Source organism: Nocardiopsis sp. M1B1 (assembly GCF_052466615.1).
Window position 1 is genome coordinate 2,818,712 of record NZ_CP196194.1, and the last position, 18,578, is coordinate 2,837,289.

15 protein-coding genes are annotated in these 18,578 nt (G+C 74.3%); 7 read left to right on the plus strand and 8 right to left on the minus strand.

What is annotated here, in order from left to right; all coding sequences use genetic code 11:
- Window positions 1-14: 14 nt before the first annotated feature.
- Complete coding sequence (locus ACSTA4_RS12040; RefSeq protein ID WP_444964154.1) at window positions 15-1,019, minus strand: LacI family DNA-binding transcriptional regulator; 1,005 nt, start codon at window positions 1,017-1,019, stop codon at window positions 15-17.
- 420 nt (window positions 1,020-1,439) lie between these two features.
- Here ACSTA4_RS12040 and panD point away from each other — a divergent pair, with 420 nt between their 5' ends.
- The 4 genes from panD (at window position 1,440) to ACSTA4_RS12060 (ending at window position 5,132) form a co-directional block, all read left to right on the plus strand.
- Window positions 1,440-1,844 carry an aspartate 1-decarboxylase gene (gene panD / locus ACSTA4_RS12045; protein WP_444963592.1) on the plus strand — a complete coding sequence of 135 codons (405 nt, stop codon included), beginning with the start codon at window positions 1,440-1,442 and terminating at the stop codon, window positions 1,842-1,844.
- A 291-nt stretch (window positions 1,845-2,135) separates the two neighbouring features.
- Complete coding sequence (locus ACSTA4_RS12050) at window positions 2,136-2,393, plus strand: hypothetical protein (protein WP_212640329.1); 258 nt, start codon at window positions 2,136-2,138, stop codon at window positions 2,391-2,393.
- A gap of 95 nt (window positions 2,394-2,488) precedes the next feature.
- Window positions 2,489-3,790 carry an MFS transporter gene (locus tag ACSTA4_RS12055; protein WP_444963593.1) on the plus strand — a complete coding sequence of 434 codons (1,302 nt, stop codon included), beginning with the start codon at window positions 2,489-2,491 and terminating at the stop codon, window positions 3,788-3,790.
- A gap of 196 nt (window positions 3,791-3,986) precedes the next feature.
- Window positions 3,987-5,132: a DUF4352 domain-containing protein gene (locus tag ACSTA4_RS12060; RefSeq protein WP_444963594.1), complete on the plus strand. Its 1,146-nt coding sequence runs from the start codon at window positions 3,987-3,989 to the stop codon at window positions 5,130-5,132.
- Window positions 5,133-5,154: 22 nt separating this feature from the next.
- Here ACSTA4_RS12060 and ACSTA4_RS12065 read toward each other — a convergent pair whose 3' ends face one another.
- From ACSTA4_RS12065 to ACSTA4_RS12080, 4 genes are all read right to left on the minus strand, one after another.
- Window positions 5,155-6,015, minus strand: coding sequence for a (2Fe-2S)-binding protein (locus ACSTA4_RS12065; RefSeq protein ID WP_248769987.1), 861 nt, complete (start codon window positions 6,013-6,015; stop codon window positions 5,155-5,157).
- Window positions 6,016-6,508: 493 nt separating this feature from the next.
- Window positions 6,509-7,231 carry a DUF2306 domain-containing protein gene (locus ACSTA4_RS12070; RefSeq protein ID WP_444963595.1) on the minus strand — a complete coding sequence of 241 codons (723 nt, stop codon included), beginning with the start codon at window positions 7,229-7,231 and terminating at the stop codon, window positions 6,509-6,511.
- Window positions 7,232-7,444: 213 nt separating this feature from the next.
- Window positions 7,445-8,317, minus strand: coding sequence for an ABC transporter permease (locus tag ACSTA4_RS12075; RefSeq protein ID WP_444963596.1), 873 nt, complete (start codon window positions 8,315-8,317; stop codon window positions 7,445-7,447).
- The gene (locus ACSTA4_RS12080; RefSeq protein WP_444963597.1) at window positions 8,314-9,306 is read right to left on the minus strand and encodes an ATP-binding cassette domain-containing protein; all 993 of its coding nucleotides are present in this window, start codon (window positions 9,304-9,306) and stop codon (window positions 8,314-8,316) included. The genes ACSTA4_RS12075 and ACSTA4_RS12080 overlap by 4 nt, the downstream gene beginning before the upstream one ends.
- Window positions 9,307-9,406: 100 nt before the next feature.
- On the opposite strand from ACSTA4_RS12080, the gene ACSTA4_RS12085 reads away from it, so the two are divergent.
- Both ACSTA4_RS12085 and ACSTA4_RS12090 read left to right on the plus strand, forming a co-directional pair.
- Window positions 9,407-10,228 (plus strand): TetR/AcrR family transcriptional regulator, encoded by an 822-nt coding sequence (locus ACSTA4_RS12085; protein ID WP_444963598.1) that lies wholly within the window; start codon window positions 9,407-9,409, stop codon window positions 10,226-10,228.
- 118 nt (window positions 10,229-10,346) lie between these two features.
- Window positions 10,347-10,976, plus strand: a complete 630-nt coding sequence (locus tag ACSTA4_RS12090; protein ID WP_444963599.1) for a class I SAM-dependent methyltransferase — start codon at window positions 10,347-10,349, stop codon at window positions 10,974-10,976.
- Window positions 10,977-11,096: 120 nt separating this feature from the next.
- Here the strand turns inward: ACSTA4_RS12090 and ACSTA4_RS12095 are convergent, their stop codons facing one another.
- The 3 genes from ACSTA4_RS12095 to ACSTA4_RS12105 all read right to left on the minus strand — a co-directional run bounded on the left by ACSTA4_RS12095 (window position 11,097) and on the right by ACSTA4_RS12105 (window position 16,176).
- A complete protein-coding gene (locus ACSTA4_RS12095) occupies window positions 11,097-12,299 on the minus strand; it encodes a JmjC domain-containing protein (protein WP_444963600.1) in 1,203 nt (400 codons plus the stop codon).
- A gap of 238 nt (window positions 12,300-12,537) precedes the next feature.
- On the minus strand, window positions 12,538-14,718 hold the full coding sequence (locus tag ACSTA4_RS12100) for a prolyl oligopeptidase family serine peptidase (protein ID WP_444963601.1): 2,181 nt from the start codon (window positions 14,716-14,718) through the stop codon (window positions 12,538-12,540).
- Window positions 14,719-14,961: 243 nt separating this feature from the next.
- Entirely contained in the window at window positions 14,962-16,176 is a 1,215-nt protein-coding gene (locus ACSTA4_RS12105; protein ID WP_444963602.1) for an ABC transporter ATP-binding protein, read from the minus strand.
- Between the two features lie 612 nt (window positions 16,177-16,788).
- On the opposite strand from ACSTA4_RS12105, the gene lnt reads away from it, so the two are divergent.
- Complete coding sequence (lnt, locus tag ACSTA4_RS12110; RefSeq protein WP_444963603.1) at window positions 16,789-18,534, plus strand: apolipoprotein N-acyltransferase; 1,746 nt, start codon at window positions 16,789-16,791, stop codon at window positions 18,532-18,534.
- Window positions 18,535-18,578 lie beyond the last annotated feature (44 nt).

Sequence of the window (18,578 nt, forward strand, 5' to 3'; positions counted from 1 at the left end):
GCCCGGGAGGGCAGTCAACGCGGGTCCGGCGGGGGGATCTCCCCGGACCCGCGCACGACGAGCGCGGTGGGTACCCGCTCCTCGCGGGGCGGGCCGTCGTCGCCCGCGATGCGCGCGAAGAGCCGCCGCACCGCCAGGGCGCCGATCCGCATCACGTCCTGGGCGATCACGGTCACCCGGGGCGTGAGCAGGTCGGCCATGGGGAAGTCGTCGAAGCCCACCACCGCGACGCGCTCGTGCAGGCCGCGTTCCTGCAGGGCCTGGATGGCGCCGATGGTCAGCAGGTTCTGGGCGGTGAACAGCGCCGTGGGCGGGTGCGCGGAGTCCAGCAGCGCACGGGCCGCCCGCGCCGCCGCTGCGGAGCCGCCCAGGTCGCACACCACGCGCCCTGGGCGCTCGGGCAGGCCCCGCTCGGCCAGGGCGGCCCGGTAGCCGGTCAGGCGCTCGCCCGCCGTGCTGACGCCGCGCTCGTGGCCCAGGAAGGCGATCTCGGTGTGCCCGTGGTCGGCCAGGTGCAGCACCGCCTCGCGGGCCCCCTCGGCGTTGGCGGCCATGACCGCGTCGGCGTCCAGGCCGCGCGGCGGGCGGTCGGCGAACACCACCGGGGTGCCGGTGCGGATCTCGCGGTGCAGGTAGCCGTGGTCGGGCGCGGCCGGGACCAGCAGGATGCCGTCCACCCGGTGCAGGGTGGCGGCCCGCACCAGCTCCAGCTCGCGCCGGGGGTCCTCGTCCAGGCTTCCGGAGAGGACCAGGGTGCCGTGCTCGCGGGCCACGTTCTCCACCGCCCGGCTCAGCGTGGCGGAGAAGGGGTTGGCCACGTTCTCCAGCAGCAGGGCGATCTGGCGGGTGGCGCCGTCGGTGCGGCGCAGGCTGGAGGCGGCCAGGTTCGGCCGGAAGTCCAGCTGCGCGACGGCCCGCATGACGCGGTCGCGCAGCTCCTCGGAGACGGTGGAGACGTCGTTGACCACGCGCGAGACCGTCTTGAGGCTCACCCCGGACAGTGCCGCGACGTCGCGCATGGTGGCCCGGCGCACCGGGTCCGCCGTGGTCCGACCGCCGTTGTGGTCCACCGCCACCAACCCCCTCGTCCCGACACCGGCCGCGGCGTCCCCGGCACGGGGCGGGGCGCGGCGTGCGGCGACCGCCCGGGGGCTCAGGGAGGTCCGGGCAGGCGCGGTCCCATTGTGCCCCAGCGACCCCGGCGGGTGAGCGCGAACGCCGCAGACGTCTCCCCTTCAGCGAAGGGGGCGGTGGGGGCGCGCGGACACGGGAGAGCGCCCGGGTGGCGCACGCCACACGCGGAACACCCCGGCCGCGGGCGCTGTTGGACGCGATGGCGTACCCCGGTGGCCGGAGCGGCACCCGGAGGGGGTCATCATGGAGAGACACGGGACCCTTGGGCCTGTAGTTCGCAAGACACCTGAAACGAGGCTTGAGCAGTGCTGCGCACCCTCATCAACGGCAAGATCCACCGCGCCACGGTCACGCAGGCCGACCTGCACTACGTCGGGTCGGTCACGATCGACGCCGACCTGATGGACGCCGCCGACATCGTCGACGGCGAGCAGGTCCACATCGTCGACATCGACAACGGCGCCCGGCTGGTCACCTACGCGATCACCGGAGAACGCGGTACCGGCGTCATCGGCATCAACGGCGCCGCCGCCCGGCTGGTCAGCCCCGGCGACCTGGTCATCATCATCTCCTACGCCCAGCTCACCGAGGCCGAGCGGGCCGAGCACGTCCCGCACATCGTGCACGTGGACCGCGACAACAGGGTCATCTCCCTGGGCGACGACCCGGCCGAGCCGGTGCCGGGCAGCACACTGGTCTCCGGGCGCTGAACCCGGCCCCCCGGAACCGGAGCGCCGACCCCGGCCCCGCCCGTCGGACCTCCCACGGTGCCCGCGCCGACGTCCCCGCGTCGGTGCGGGCACCGTCGCCGTACGGGGGCCGGCGTCCTCGCAGGCGGGACGCGCCTCCGGGGCGGGGACGCGGCGTCCGCGCGGCTCCCCGACCCGCTTCCGTGCGGCCGAAACCTGCGAACCGGGAGACCGAATCCCGTGTTCGGCAAGGGTCGCAGGTCACTGGTGCCGTGGCCGGTTCCGGCCTGATCACCCTCGCCCGTGCCGGGTATGTCCACCATCGGCATGGACAGGACTGGGGAGCAGGAACAGCGCCGGATCGCCGAACACATCGAGTGGCAGAAGCAGGGTGCGTGGGTGGTCCTGTGGGGTCCCTACACCCGCTGTTTCTGGGCGTTCGCGTGCTGGCCCGTGATCCCCGCGGGCGGCGTCGTCATCAGCGCGCGCGACCCGCACACCCTGTATTCGGAGATGCGCTACGTCGAGCGCGAGCACGACTTCCTGCGGTGGCGCTACGGACGCCACTGAGCGGTGTCCGCGAGGGTGGGTATTGCGACATAGCGGATATAACGCGCTTCTGACTAGGATTCCTCCGTTGGTAGGACCAAACAGAGGACGCACGCGTGTCGACACACACCGCTCAGCCAGGGAACCCCCTCACCGAGCCGGAACGGGCCCGGCTCCAGCGGCGCACCGTCCTGGTCCTCATGCTCGCCCAGATCGTCGGGGGCGTGGGCATGGGCGCGATGATCGCGGTGGGCGCGCTCATCGCCCTCGAACTCACCGGTTCCGACACCTGGTCCGGCATGGCCACCACCATGATCACCCTGGGCGCCGCCGTGTTCGCCCTGCCCCTGGCCTCTCTGGCCGCCCGGCGCGGCCGCCGACCCGGCCTCGCGCTGGGCTGGATGCTCGGCGCGCTCGGCGGCACCGTCGTCATCGCCGCCACGGTGCTGGAGGCGTTCGCGCTGTTCCTCGCGGGCATGGTCCTGGTCGGCGCCGGGACCGCCACCAACCTCCAGGCGCGCCACGCCGCCGCCGACCTGGCCTCCGAGCGCAGCCGCGGCCGGGACCTGTCGATCGTGGTCTGGGCGACCACCGTCGGCTCGGTGGCGGGCCCCAACCTCACCGGCCCCGGCGCGCGCGTGGCCGACCTGTTCGGCCTGCCCGACCTGCTGGGCCCGGTGCTGTTCACCACCACCGGGTTCGTCCTGGGCGGGCTGCTGATCCTGGCCCTGCTGCGCCCGGACCCGCTGCGCGCGGCCACGGCGGGCCGCCCCTCCGGCGGCGCGGCCCCCTCCGGCGACCGGCTGTCGGTGGCCGGGGCGCTGCGGGTGGTCGCGGCCAGCCCGGGGGCGCTGCTCGCTGTCGTGGGCATCGTGGCCAGCCACACGGTGATGGTCGCGGTCATGACCATGACCCCCGTGCACATGTCCCACCACGGCGCGGCGCTGACCGTGATCGGCCTGACCATCTCCCTGCACATCGCCGGTATGTACGCCCTGTCCCCGGTGGTGGGGTGGCTCACCGACCGGTTCGGGCGGGTGCCCGTGCTGCTGGCCGGTCAAGGGATCCTGGTCGCCGCCGCGGTGGTGGCGGGCACGGCCGGGCACGACGAGGCCAGGGTGACGGTCGGGCTGGTGCTGCTGGGGCTGGGGTGGTCGTTCGGGCTGGTCTCCGGGACGGCGCTGCTGGCGGAGTCCCTGGACGCGGACGTGCGCCCCCGCGTGCAGGGCGTGAGCGACCTGGTGATGAACCTGGGCGGCGCGGCGGCGGGCGCCCTGTCGGGTGTGGTGCTGGCCCAGGCGGGCTTCGGCGGCCTCAACCTGTTCGCGGCCGTGTTCACCGTGCCGGTGTTCGTGCTCGCCGTGCGCGCCCGGCTGGCCCGGGCGGACCGGCGGGAGCGGGCCGGGGAAGCGGGCTGACCGCCGGTCCGCCCGCCGCCGCGGAGTGGGCGGACCGCGCCCCTCGGCCCCTGTCGTGCGCCCTTTGCCCGGGCATTACCGAAAACGCCCCGTCACCTCCACGCGCGCACCCGTCCCCGCGGTTACCGTGCAGGCGTGAGGCGCCCGGCGGCGGTGAACCGGCGGGCGGACCGCGCTGACATGAGGGGTGTTCTCAGTGTCCGATCGGGAGTCCGAGGGTGTGCCGCCGGAGCGGTCGGGGCAGCACCCGGACCCGGTGAACCACCGTCCGCCGGAGGAGTGGCGTCCCGGCGATGCCGGTGACCCGATCGAGGGCGGGCCGCAGCCGCCGGGGGAACCGCCGCACCGCTTCCCCCACCGGGAGACGCCGCCCGGAGAGGGCCGACCCCCGCACGGCCGTCACGAGAGCCCTCCCTCCACAGGTGCCCACGCCTACGGGGAGCCCCCGGCCGGGGGAGGCGCCCCCGCGGACGTCCCCCCGGGCGGACACCCGACGGGCGCGCCGCCCGAGCCGGTGACCGGTGAACTCTCCGAGGGGCCCAACGGTCCCGGCCAGGCCGGATACGAACACGCGGGCTACGCCCCCGGATACGGGGAGTCGGACGGGCCCGCGACCGGCGCGGGCGGGCAGCCCCCCGGCGGGCCCCCGGGCAACTTCAGCTCTGGTCAGGGGCCGGGCTACGCCACGGCGGGCGGCTACCCCTCGGGACAGGGGCCGGGGTACGCGCCGGGGCAGACCGGCGGTTACGGGCAGACCGGCGGCTACGGACAGGCCTACGGCTACGGACCGGAGTCCGGCGCGGGCCAGGGCTACCCGCCCCAGGGCGGCTACGGGCCGCCGGAGACCAGACCCACCCCGTGGGGCAAGATCCTCGGGATCGGCTGCGGCGTCCTGCTGCTGCTGATGTTCGTCATCGCCGGGTGCACGACCGTCGTCCTGTTCGCGGCTGCCCACAGGCAGCCCCCGGCGCAGGAGACCGAGTCCCGGCAGGAGGGCGGCGAGGCGGCCGGGCCCCGGGTCGAGCTCACCGCCTCACCCGCCGACTTCGACCCCGGGCCGCTCTACACCGAAGGGGACTACACCAGCATCGACGTGTCGGTGACGAACACCGGCCAGGAGGACGTCGAGGTCAACCCGCTCTACTTCCGGGTCGTGGACGCCCGGGGCGACCAGCACAGCACCTCCGAGGCCGTCGGAATGGACGCCGACGAGATCGGAGCGCGCACGCTCGCCCCCGGGCAGAGCGTCTCGGGGGTCATCACGGTGGAGGGCGAGGTGGAGCCCGAGACGGTGGTCTTCTCGCCCTTCTTCGGCGAACCGGTGGAGGTGCCGGTCAGCTGACCGGGCGGCGCCGGGGGAGGTCTCAGGGGGCCAGCGCCGGGTCGCGCAGCCACTCCGACAGGTCCTGCTGGCGCTCGCCGTCGCACTTGAGCGGGCACGTGGTGCAGTACCCGTGCTCCGGGTCGCCCTTGTAGTCGAAGCAGCAGGTGCCCCGCACCGCCCAGGTCCCGCGGGGGTGGTCGGGCGCGAAGGGGAACAGGCGCGGGCGCCTGCGGGTCACCGCGCCCGCCGCGACCACCGCGTCGCCCAGGCGGGTGGCCAGATCCCAGGCCTGTTCGGGGTCGCGGCCCAGGTAGCGGGCCGGGTTGAGCATGTAGAAGTGCAGGGTGTCGAGGACCCAGCCCCACAGCGTGCGCTTACCCGAGCGCGTGTGCCCGTGCAGGGCGTCGATGATCGGCTCGAACGTGGCGAACAGGGCCTCGGCGGCCATCCGCAGCTGGGCGTCCTCGTCCTCGGCGACCACGGTGCCGGGGTGGCCGACGGCGGGGTCGTCCGGCAGGACCGCCGTGCGGGTGCCGACCGAGGCGGGCGTGCCGAAGCGCGCCAGCCCCGAGTCCCAGGGCAGGTAGAGGGTGTCCGGGCTCAGCAGCGGGGCGCGCCCGGTCAGGTACAGCGAGGCCGAGACCAGGAAGATGGGCTCGCGCAGGGTCACCCGCAGGAAGTTCGTGGCGGCGGGGAGGCGGTGGCCGGGGCCGTGCTCGCTGCGGAGGCGGTCGTACAGGACCGGCAGCCAGCCGTCCGCGGCCATGGCACCCGCCTGGTGCCACCGCACGCGGCCGCGGGGAACGGCGGAGAGCTCCTCGAAGGAGAGCAGGTCGGGCAGGGGCGCGAACTTCAGCGGCGCACAGGCGTCGCGGAACGCGTCGAGCGGGTCTGGTGTCACCGCTGAACCTGCCCTTCGTCGCACGATGTCGTCATGTCCGGGGGTCGTGTGAGTGCAGTGACCTTCGGGGGACGAGTACATCTGCGCCTCTTAAGTGAGGCTACCCTAACGAACACGTGTCCCGCAATGATCATCGCATTATCCCCTAACCGAAACGCGGGTAGAAGATGCAGGTCCGGACGGTTTTCTCCGGGTGTGTGCCGGGGGTGGCGTAGGTCACCGGTGCCGTTTCCGTTGCATGTGCGGTGTGACGTGGGTGACGTAAGAGACGACAGAGACAGGCTCACGCGTCCCTCCAGTCCCACGCGGGCGGTGTCGAACGCGGGCGCCCGGGACCGCGCACGCCGCCCGGACGCGGCAGGGCCGGACGCCGCGGGCCCGGGGGAGGCACCGGGACGGGACCCCTCCGGAGGCACTGCCCGACGCGCACGCCGCTGACACACGGAAGGGGCCCTTCCCGCGGCCGTACCGCGGGAAGGCCCTTGCGCGGGCTTCAGGCCGCGGCGCGCGGACGCCGCCCGGGCGGGCGGCGGTACTTGAGCCACCACTCCACCAGCAGCAGCGGCACGATCCAGGACAGGAAGGCGTTGGCCGGGGCGATGGCCAGCCCCAGCGCCGCGGTGTCGCCGCCGTACTCGCTCTCCAGCCGGGGCATGTTCACCATGACCAGCACGACGGTGAGCACCCGGCTGAACGCGATGCCGTAGACGAGGGCGAAGCTGCGCAGCATCCACTCGCGGTGCGGGGCGAAGCGGCGCCGACGCGCCATCCGGTACCCGATGACGGTGAAGGACAGCCACAGGAGGGCCCAGATGAGGTTGCTGATCCGGACGCTGGCGCCGAAGCCGCTGAGCGGGGCGATGAGCAGGCCGGGGACGCCCACGAGCGGGATTCCGGCCAGGACGTAGACGCGGCCGCTCCAGCGGTGGACGGCCGGGTGGCGGGCGCGCAGCCACGGCCACACCTGGAGGATCACCAGCAGCGTCAGCAGGGAGCCGCCGAAGATGTGGGTGACCAGCAGCGGGTAGTACCAGGCGACGTCCTCGGGGACGTCCGCGCGCGCCTGGGCGGGGTCCAGGCCGAGGTAGGGCGGGAGGGCGTAGACCAGGAAGGTCGCGCTGAACAGGGCCAGGGGCAGGATCCAGGGGCGCTGCCACCAGCGGGGGCCGGGGCGCTGGGCAGGCCGCTCCGGAGGGGCGGCGGCGGTCGCGGTCATGTCGGTCGTTCCTCTGGAAGAGACGGGGATACGGGCAGGGGACCGCGCCGCGGGGCCGGGCTCGCGGGGGAGAGGGGAGGTGGGCGGCCGGACTCCGGCCGCCCGGCGCCGCGGCAGGGCGGGGCCGGGCGGGCCTCCGGGCGGCTCCGCCTCCGCGGGAACCGCCCGGAGGCCGGGGGCGCCGGACCGCCGGGGCTTCGTCGGTCCGCCGGGTCAGCGGCTGAGCCGCCGGAAGCGGCGCACGGCCAGCGGGGTGACCAGGAGCATGACGGCCACCGGCAGGGCCACGGCCACGAGCAGCGCGTTCTCCGCGGGCCAGGAGTCCGAGGGCAGGGAGGGGTTGCCGAACAGGTCGCGGGTGGCGGTGACCACCGCCGACAGCGGGTTCCACTCGGCGACCGGGGCCAGCCACGAGGGCATGGCCTCGGACGGGATGAAGCTCGTCGAGAGCATGCTGAGCGGGAACGTCAGCGGGTAGACGATCATGCTCACGGAGTCGGCCGTGGGCAGCACCAGACCCAGCAGCACCCCGAGCCACACCAGAGCCAGCCGGAAGAGCAGCAGTACGCCGACGGCGGCCAGGGCCCCGGAGACCCCCTCCTCGGCACGCCAGCCCATCGCGAACCCGACCAGGAGCAGCAGGGCCACCTCCAGGCAGGCGCGCGCCATGTCCGCCAGGGCGCGGGCGCCGAGCAGGGCCGCGGGGGACATGGGCATGGACCGGAAGCGGCTCATCACGTCGCGGGCGGTGTCGCGGGCGATCCCGGAGGCGGTGCCGCCGATGCCGTAGAGCATGACCATCGCCAGCATCGCCGGGACCAGGAACTCGCGGTAGTTCTCCGTGCCCGGGGGCGCCATCACGTCACCGAACACGTAGCCGAACAGGAGCACCATCACCACCGGCATGGTGATCGCGATGGCCGGTTCGAAGGGGTCGCGGACCATGTGCCGGAAGTTGCGGCGGGTCAGCACGAGGGTGTCGGCCCCGGCCTTGCGCAGGCGCTGGGCCCGGGTGAGCTGGCGGGGCGGCAGGCTTCCGTTGGTCAGCGGACGCTGAGCGGCAGAGGGAGCGGTGGCGGCGGTCATCGGGACACCTCCTGAGGGGCTCGGCGGGCGCCTTCGCCGCCGCTGGCGGTCGTTCCGGTCAGGCCGAGAAAGACCTCGTCCAGGCTCGGGCGGCGGACGCCGACGTCCTCCACCCGCAGTCCCGAGCCGTCCAGGGCGCGTACGGCCCGGGTCAGCGCCTCCATGCGGTCCTCGGCCGGAACGCTGACTCGCTGCTCGTCGCGGTGCACGCTGGCCCGGGCGGACACCGCCGCGCCCAGGAGCCGCGCGGCGGCGTCCAGGTCGGCGGGGTCGCGCACGACCACGTCGAGGCGGTCGCCGCCCACCTGCGTCTTGAGGGAGTCGGGGGTGCCCTCGGCGATGACGCGGCCGTGGTCGATGACGGCGACGGCGTCGGCGAGCTGGTCGGCCTCCTCCAGGTACTGGGTGGTGAGCAGCACGGTCGTCCCGGAGGCGGTCAAGGCCCGCACCGATTCCCAGACCTGGAGGCGGCTGCGGGGGTCCAGCCCGGTGGTGGGCTCGTCCAGGAACAGGACGCCGGGCTTCTGGATGAGGCTGACGGCCAGGTCCAGGCGGCGGCGCATCCCGCCGGAGTAGCCGTCGGCGCGCCGGTCGGCGGCCTCGACGAGGTCGAAGCGCTCCAGCAGGGCACGGGCGCGCTCGTCGGCGCCCCGGGGGGTGAGGCCGTACAGGCGGCCGAACATGACGAGGTTCTCGCGTCCGGTGAGGAGTTCGTCGACCGAGGCGTACTGGCCGGTCAGGCCGATCTCGGCGCGCACGCGGTCTGCCTGGGTGAGCACGTCGTGCCCGGCGACGCGGGCGTGACCGGAGTCGGGGCGCAGCAGGGTGGCCAGGACGCGCACGGCGGTGGTCTTGCCCGCGCCGTTGGGGCCGAGCAGGCCGAAGACGGTTCCGGCCTCGACGGTCAGGTCGAGGCCGTCCAGGGCGCGGGTGGCGCCGTAGCTCTTGTACAACCTCTCGGCGCTGATGGCCGGGGTCGTGTGGGACATGGCAGTGTGCTCCATAAACTGTTTATGACGTACATTTATTAGTGTAAGTAACACACAGATCTAGGATGGTGTCAACGACGCAGCCGACGACGGGTGGGGTATGACGGCCGAGCACCAGGGGACGAGCCGGATGGAGCGGGATGTCGAGCTCCTGTGGGGACTGCGCCAGCCCGAACCGCGGAGGGGGCCCAAGCCCCGGCTCAGCCGGGAGGCGGTGGTGGCCGCTGCGGTCGCCCTCGCCGACGCCGAGGGCCTGGAGGCCGTGTCCATGCAGCGGGTGGCCAAGGAGCTGGGCTACACCACGATGTCGCTGTACCGGTACGTGGACAGCAAGGAGGACATGCTCGTCCTCATGAACGACGCGGCCATGGACGGCGATCCGCCCCCGCCGCGCGAGGACGGGGACTGGCGGACCGGTGTGGAGGAGTGGGTCCGCACGGCGGAGGCCATGTACCGCCGCCACCCGTGGACGGTCTACCTCACCCTGAACGGGCCGCCCAGCGGGCCCAACGGGCTGCGCTGGATGGAGGCGGGGCTGCGCGAGGTCTCCCGCTCCGGCCTGGACATCGGCTGGTCGCTCCAGATACTGACGATGCTCTCCGCCGTCCAGCGCGAGACGATCCGCATCGAGCTGGACATCAGCCGCGCGGCCCGGGCGGCGGGCGGCACGATGGCCGACACCGGCCGCGACTACAGCAGGGGCCTGCGCCGTGTCGTCACCCCGGAAAGGTTCCCCACCATCGACCGGCTGCTCCGGGAGGGGGTCCTGGAGGAGACCCCCGACATCCCGCAGGAGGGCGCGGGCGGGCCCGCGGAGGACCTGGACTTCTCCGTCCGCCGGATCCTGGACGGCATCGAGGTCTACGTGGAGCGCCAGCGCGCCGAGGGGGAACGGGAAGGCCCCGCGGGCGCGGGGGAGTAGCCGCCTCCCGGCCCCGCTGCCCGGTCTGGCGGTCGAAGACCCCCGCGCGGGGGAGCGGCGGGCCCGGCCACCGGGCCGGAGAGGCGGCGGACGCGCGCGGGTGCTAGCTTGCTGTGCCGTGACAGAGCACCAGGAACGGACCGGGTCGGCCTACGACGGGGTCGTGGAGCTGTACGCGTCGTTGTTCGCCGACCGGCTGGAGACGCAGCCGTTCTCGCGCAACATGATCGGCACCTTCGCCGAGCTGGTACGCGCGACGGGGAACCCGCGTGCGGCCGACGTCGGCTGCGGGCCCGGGCACCTGACGGCCATGCTGTGCGAGCTGGGGCTGGACGCCCGCGGGTTCGACCTCTCCCCGGGCATGGTCGAGCACGCCCGGCGGGCCCATCCGGCGCTGCGGTTCGACCAGGGGCGGATGGAGGCCCTGCCGGTCGGGGACGGCGCGCTCGGCGGCGTGCTGGCCCACTACTCGATGATCCACACCCCGCCCGGGGAGCTGCCCGCGCTGCTCGCCGAGCAGGTGCGCGTCCTGGCGCCGGGGGGCCTGCTCCTGGCCTCGTTCTTCGGGACCGAGGGACCGGAGCCGGTCCGCTTCGACCATAAGGTGGCGCCCGCCTACAGCTGGCCGGTGGACCGGTTCGCGGAGCTGCTGACCGGGGCCGGACTGGTCGTGTTCGCCCGGCTGCTCCACGACCCGGCCTCCGAGCGGGGCTTCCTGGACGCCCACGTGCTGGCGCGTCTGCCCTGAGCGGTGCCGGTCGCCCTCGGGGCGCGGGCAGCGCGAAGCGGGCGGGCCGGGGACCCCCCTACTACTACGGTAGGCGCGCGCGGGCCCGGCCCACCAGGCCCTTCGCGCGCCTGTGGACGGCTACCGCACCACCACCAGGTGGTGCCGCGACAGCGCGGACACGACCTCCGCCGTCCGCTCGACCTCCGCGCCCGCGCGCTCGGCCAGTTCGGCCACGGTCAGCTCCCGGTGCTCGGCCAGCGCCTCCAGGACCGGTCCGACCACGGCCGGGAACCGGTACCGGCGCCCGCCCACCGTCACGGCCACCCTCTCGCCGTCGTGCGACAGCGGCGGCGGCAGGATCGGCACGAACTCCACCCGCGCGTGCGCGGGCGGCGCCCCCTCCTCCACCGGCCACGGCAGCGAGAACGAGGTCCGGCGCGGGAAGCGCGCGTCCCGCTCGGCCAGGAAGCCGTCCAGGTCCAGCTCCTCGGCCAGCTCCGCCACCCGGGCCGCCAGCGCCCTCTGGTGCTTGCGCCGCACGTCCGGGTCGGCGAAACGCGGCAGGTCCCTGCGGAACACCTCCTCCTCGAACAGCCGCCGCACCAGCGCGTCCGCCCACTCCACCCCGGTCGCCCGGGTGAAGCCGAAGGTCAGGTGCATGCTCACCCCTCCGGTCCCGGTCACCGTGTGCCACCAGCCGCGCGGCACGTGGATGACCTGGCCCGGCCGCAGCACGCCCTCCCACACCAGGTGCAGCTCGCCGTCGGCGTCGCGCGGCGGCGTGTGGGCGTGGTCCACGTCGTTCTTCATCGGGTACGGGCGCGACCCCGGGCCGTGCACCTGCCAGTGCTTGGTCCCCTCCACCTGGACGATCACCGTGTCGTGGTCGTCCCAGTGGGTGTCGAAGCCGCGCGAGCCGCCCCAGATCAGGTACAGGTTGGCCTGCGCGCGCTCGCGCACCAGCCGCATGAGGTCGTCGGCCGCCGCGCCCACCGGCGGATGCATCCGGTCCACGCTGTCCAGGACCAGGCTCGCCCCCTCCCGCAGCTCCCGGTACAGCGCCTCGGGCCGCACCACCCGCCGCGCGCTGCGCGAGGAGGTCGCCGCCTCGGTGTAGCGGTCGGCCGGGACCGGGGACCCGTCCCGGTGCAGGCGCAGCCTGGGCGGCTCGGGGGAGCAGGTGGCCAGCAGGCCGTTGAGGTCGTCGAAGGTCAGCAGCGAACGCACCGCGTCCGCGCCCAGGTCGGCGAAGACGAACTCCTCGGACAGGCGCTCGGTGAGGGCCTCCCTTCCCACGACGTCGCTCAGGGTCCGGGTGAACAGGTGGCCGGGATCGGTCATGAGGGGGCGTCCTCTCCGTGCACGGGGGCTGGGCCCCGCCCGACCCGGGGGGACCGGGCCGGGCGGGACGCGATCAGATGAAGTCGGAACTGGAGTCGGTGCCGTCGCTGTCTCCACCCGCGGTGATGTCGCGGGAGGTCACCTCGGCCAGGTCCTCGGTCTCGACCTCGATCGGGTCCATACGCACCACACCTCGCTTTCTGTGTGCCGTTTCTCTTGCCAGGGCCGCCCCCCGCGCTCAGCGCGGCGACAGCCCCGTCCGGTGGGCCGCGAACGCGTGCGCGTCGGCGGCCAGTCCCACCGCCCGGCTGACCGCGCGCGGGCCGTGGCCCACGTCGCGCTCGTACCGGAGCAGGACGGGCGGGCGCCCCTCCTCCCGCGCGGCCGCCGCCAGCAGCGCCGCGCACATCTTGCGCGGGTGGGCGGCGTCGGTGCGGGTGTCACCGTGGAAGCCGGTGAGCAGGACGCCGGGGAAGCGCCGTCCGGGCCCGTCCCCGGTGCTCTCCAGCACCCGGTGGTAGGGGGAGTAGGACATCAGGGCGGCGAAGTCGTCGGGGTCGGCGGCGGTGCCGAACTCGCGGGTCCACATCCGGCCCAGGCCCATCCGCTCGAACCGGGCCATGTCCGCCAGCGGAGCGGAGGCGATCACCGCCCCGCACAGGTCCGGGCGCGCGGCCGCGGCGGCCAGGACGAGCAGCCCGCCCGCCGAGCCGCCCGACAGGCACAGCTGTTCGCGGGTGCACATCCCCGCCCCGACCAGGGCCGCCGCCGCGGCCACCAGGTCCTCCACGGCGCGCGGCTTGCCGCGGCCCGAACCGGCCAGATGCCAGTCGCGGCCCGCGTCCCCGCCGCCGCGCACGTGGGCGACGGCGTACCGGCCGCCCGAGAGCAGCCAGGCCAGCACGGTCGCGCTGAACCCGAACTGGCGCGGGCGTCCGAAGCCGCCGTAGGCGTGCAGGAGGGTCGGCTCGGGGATCAGCCCGCTGCCGGGCGCGGCGTGGTCGCGGCCCGCGGCGGTGAACACGGTCACCGGGACCCGGGTGCCGTCCGCGGAGCGGCACCAGACCACCGAGCGCTCCACGGCCGGGGAGGGCGGTGCCTCGGCGGCGCCGGGCGGCCAGGGGCGCGGAGTGCGCTCCCCGGGGGCCAGGCGCAGGACCCGCTGCTGGGTGGCCACGTCCGCGTACCCCAGGTACACCGACCCGTCGGGCGCAGTCTCCGGCGTGGAGACCATCCCCTCACCGGGCAGGTCCACCGTGTACAGGAGCCCGCCGGTGCGGGTGTCGTGGACGGCCGCGGCGCTGATCCCCAGACGGGTGCGTGCGACGAACAGGGCGGTGCCGCCCTCGGGTCCGGCGGGGCAGGGCGCGAAGGCGTCCAGGGTCGCCCCGTCCTCCTCGGGCACCACCTCGCGCCAGTGCCCCACCCCCGGCTCCTCGGGGGAGACCGCGCAGATCCGCCGCCACGGCGCGCCCAGGGTGGTGCGCAGGTACAGGAGGCCGTCCGGGCCCAGCCGGGCCTCGGTCTCGGCCTCCTCGCCCACCTGGACGGGCCGCAGCGGGGGCCGCTCGGGCAGGTCGGTCGGGCCGGTCTCACAGGTCGGGGCGCTCGGGTCGGCCGGAGCGGCGGGGCGGGTCGGGCCGGTCAGGTCGGCCAGCCACAGGTCGGTGCGGTGCCCGGTGCCGTGGCTCTCGGACACCAGCAGCCACCGGCTCCCCAGGACGCGCACCCCGGGCACGGTTCCGGACGCCGCGCAGGCGTGGACCAGAGTCTCGGTGCCGTCCAGGACCCGGCGCAGCCACACGCCGCGCACGCCCCTGGCGCCGTCGCGGCGCACGTAGTAGAAGGCGGGGACGCCCCGGGGCGCCCAGGCCACGTGGGAGTAGCGCACCTCGGGCACCTCGGGGCCCACGGGCTCCCCGCTGCCCGCGTCGATCACGCGCAGGGCGCCGCGCTCCACGCCCCCGGACGAGGTCTGCACGGCGACCAGCCCCCCGTCGGGGGAGGGTTCCCAGGCGTCCAGGGTGGTGTGTCCGGCCGGGTCCTCGGCCACGGGGTCGTAGACGGTGCGCGGCGGGCCGTCCCCGGTCAGGACCACCAGGCGGGGGTGCTCGCTCCCGGCCGGGCGCACGGTGGCGAACACCGCGCCGGGCCGGTGCACCGGCGGGCTCCACAGGTCGGTGTCCACCAGGGAGCGGATGAGTCCGGCCAGGCGGTCGCGCAGGGGCCAGGTGAGCGCCTCCGCCGCGTACTCGCGGCCCCGTTCCTCCAGCCAGCGCAGCGTCTCGGGAGAGTCGGCGGACTCCAACCACCGGTAGGGGTCGGGCACGGGACGGCCGTGCAGGACGTCGACGGCGGGCTCGGGCTCGGGCGCGGACTCGGTGACGAGAGCGGCTCCGGGGGCTCGGTTGGACACCACACAATCGTTGGGGTGCGCTCATCCGGGGGTCAAGAAACAGATGCCTTGCCCCAAGGTGCGTGACTGTGTCCTCGGAGCAAGGTTTGCCCCGGTGCGGACTGGATAAGGTCCGCGCCCCCGCCGGGCCTGTTCCCGCGGGCGCGCGACGGCGGTCGCGACCGCCGGGCCCCGCGCACGGGTGCGCCCCGCCGGGCCCCTCCCACAGGAGGGGGAGAGGGCCCGGCGGGGCGCTGTGAGACGGGCTCAGGCGTTGTCGGGGTGGCCGATGGCCAGACCGCTCTGCGGGTCGAAGAAGTGCAGCTGGCTCACGTCCACCGACAGGCTGACCGGCTGGCCCGGGCGCACGTTGCTGCGGGGGCTGACCCGGGCGGTGAACAGCGAGGTGTTGCCGCCCAGCGGCAGGCCGTCGCCCTCGCCCTCCTCGCCCGCGGCGTCCTTGGCCAGGGCGGTGGCGTCCTCGTGGCGCACCGGCGGGGCGTCCACGGTGAAGATCACGTTGATCTCCGTGCCCAGCTCCTCGGTCACGCTCGCCTTGACCTGGATCTGCGGGTCGCCGTTGCCGTCCAGGTCGGCGTCGTTGAAGTCCGAGGGGCGGATGCCCAGGATGAGGCTGCGGCCCAGGTAGTCGCGCAGGCCCTGGCGCGCCTCCAGGACGCTCGCAGGGACCGGCAGCTTGTGCTCGGCGAAGGTGAGCACCGCGCCGTCGCCCTCGGCGACCAGCTCGGCGTCGACGAAGTTCATCGCCGGGGAGCCGATGAACCCGGCCACGAACAGGTTGACGGGGGCGTCGAACAGGCGCTTGGGGGTGTCCACCTGCTGGAGGCGGCCGTCGCGCATCACCGCGACCCGGTCGCCCAGGGTCATGGCCTCGATCTGGTCGTGGGTGACGTAGATGGTGGTGACGCCCAGGCGCTCGTGGAGCTGGTTGAGGGAGGCGCGCATCTGCACGCGCAGCTTGGCGTCCAGGTTGGACAGCGGCTCGTCCATGAGGAACGCGCGCGGCTCGCGCACGATCGCGCGGCCCATGGCCACGCGCTGGCGCTGACCGCCGGAGAGGGCGCCCGGCTTGCGCTTGAGGTAGGTCTCCAGGCCCAGCATCTCGGCCGCCTCCTTGACGCGGCGCGCGATCTCGGGCTTGGCCACCTTGCGCAGCTTGAGGCCGAAGGCCAGGTTCTGCTCGACGGTCATGTGGGGGTAGAGCGCGTAGTTCTGGAAGACCATCGCGATGTCGCGGTCCTTGGGCGGGCGGTCGTTGACGATCTCGTCGCCGATGACCAGCGTGCCGCCCGTGATCTCCTCCAGACCCGCGATCATGCGCAGCGCGGTGGACTTGCCGCAGCCGGAGGGGCCGACGAGCACCATGAACTCGCCGTCCTCGATCTTCAGGTTCAGGTTGTCGACGGCCTTGACGTCGCCGCCGTAGATCTTGTCAACGCCATCGAGGACGATCTCCGCCATGGTTGTCAGCTCCCGGGCCGGGGTCGAGGTGTGGGGTGACGCGGATCATCGGGGTGTCCGCGCCGCCGACCTGGGACTTTCGCAATTGATCGAACCAGGCCGTTGTACTGATCACATCAGACACGATCTTGATCGAAAAGTCCATACTTGGGTCGATGTCGATCCGATTGCGGTCAGACACAAACCCCGTCCGCTCAGCTGGCGTGGCGGCCCCAGGTGCGTTAGCCTGTCCGACGGTTCCTTCCTTTCTCCCCTCCACGCCCTCGGGGCGGCGGCCACGACACGGCAGCCGGGTTGAGGCATCGGGTCGGGGAGTCTGGGTAACCTAACGACCAGTCCAGCACTGGACGGACCGGTTGTGCGGCCCCCACTCGTCCGATCGGACGCTGCATCACGCGCCAGGTGCAGCTGGGATCGGGTGAGGGGTGGAGTACCGCGACCGGGCGGGGGGTTGGACCCGGAAAAGGCCCGAACATCCAGTAGACAACGGTCTTCCGAGCTCGCCGCCGACGGGACGGAGCCGGTCCGAAGGGTGGCTCGGGCCTTTTCCGCGTCCCCCCATATGCTGACCGCTAGCACCTCTCACCAGCCAGCGGAAAGCGAGCACCCCACGTGGTTGCCGAGCACACCGAGCAGGGCAGCGCCCACGGCTCCGACAGATCCTCGCCGGAACCGGTGGGGCGGGAGCGGACGGCGAACCCGGCACGCTCCCTCGCCTCCGCCTTCGCGCCGGGACACCGCTGGGGACGCCACGACCTGCTGTGGCGGGTGCTCGCCGCGGTCGGCTCCGGTCTGGCCCAGCTCCTCGCGCTGCCGCCCTACGGCCTGTGGTGGCTGGGCCCGCTCAGCGCCGCGCTGCTCGCCCTCGCCGTCGCGGGGGCCCGGACGCGCCGCGCGGCCTGGCTCGGCGCCCTGTCCGGGGCCACGCTCATGGTCCCGCTGGTGCACTGGCAGGACATCTTCGGCGTCGACGTGTGGCTGCTCATCGCCGGGGCCGAGACCGTCTACTTCCTCCCCATGGCGATGGCCCTGGGCGTGGCCATGCGCCTGCCCGGCTGGCCGCTGTGGACCGCGGCCCTGTGGGTGGCCCAGGAGGCCGTGCGCGCCCGCTGGCCGCTGGGCGGCTTCCCCTGGGGCAAGCTCGCCTTCGCCCAGCCCGACACGCCCTTCGTCGGCTACGCCGCCCTCGGCTCCTCCGCCCTGGTGACCTTCGCGGTCGCCCTCACCGGCGGCCTGCTGCTGTGGAGCGCGCTGCGCCTGGCGGGCGCCCTCGGGGCCGGACGCGGTGATCGGGACGACCGAAACGATCGCGACGCCGCGCACGCGGCGGGCACGGGCCCGGGCCGCCCCGCGAACACGGGCGGCCCGCTGCGGACCGGCTGGGTCCCGGCCGTCATCGGACTGGCCGCCGCGGCGGCCGTCGTCGCCGGCGGCGCCGTGGCCCCCGCGATCGGCCGCCCCGACGTCTCGCACACCGTCACCGTCGGCATGGTCCAGGGCAACGTCCCCAACGTCGGACAGATGTCCATCGCGGGCGAGCGCATGCAGGTCCTCAACAACCACGCCGACGGGGTCCACGAACTCGCCGACGCCGTCCGCGCGGGGGAGTACCCCCAGCCGGACATGGTGCTGCTGCCGGAGAACGCCAGCGACATCGACCCCTTCCGCGACCCCCAGGCGCGCGAGATCATCGACGCCGCCGCGGCCGACGCGGGCGTCCCCCTCCTGTGGGGCATGAGCCGCTTCAACGACGACGGCACCCGCTACGTCAGCAGCGTGGTCTGGGACCCCCGGACCGGGCCGGGCGAGATCTACGACAAGCGCTACCTCGTGCCGTTCGGCGAGTACGTGCCCTTCCGCGACTTCTTCACGCGGTTCGTGGCCCGCCTCCAGCAGGTCAGCTCCGACGCCGTCCCCGGCACCGAACCCGGCGCCCTGGACGTGGGCGGCACCACCCTGGCCGTGGGCATCTGCTTCGACGTGGCCTTCGACCTGCCGGTGCGCGAGTCCGTCGCCGCGGGCGGGCAGGTCATCGTGGTCCCCACCAACAACGCCAACTACAACTTCACCGGCCAGACCAACCAGCAGCTGGCCATCACCCAGCTGCGCGCCGTCGAGCACGGCCGCCCGGCGGTGGTCGTCTCCACCAGCGGCGTCAGCGCCGTGGTCAACCCCGACGGGAGCCTGGCCTACAGCTCGCCCGAGGCGGTGCCCGACATCCACGTGGCCGAGCTGGAGGCGATGGAGGGCACCACCGTCGCCACCCGCCTGGGCGCCGCGCCGGAGGCGCTCCTGAGCGCCCTGGGGCTGGGCGCGGTGGCCGTGGCGGTGGTCCTGGGCCGCCGTCGCCGCGCCTGAGGGGGAGAGCCCGCCCCGCGCCCGGGAGGCAGGGGGCCGGCGGC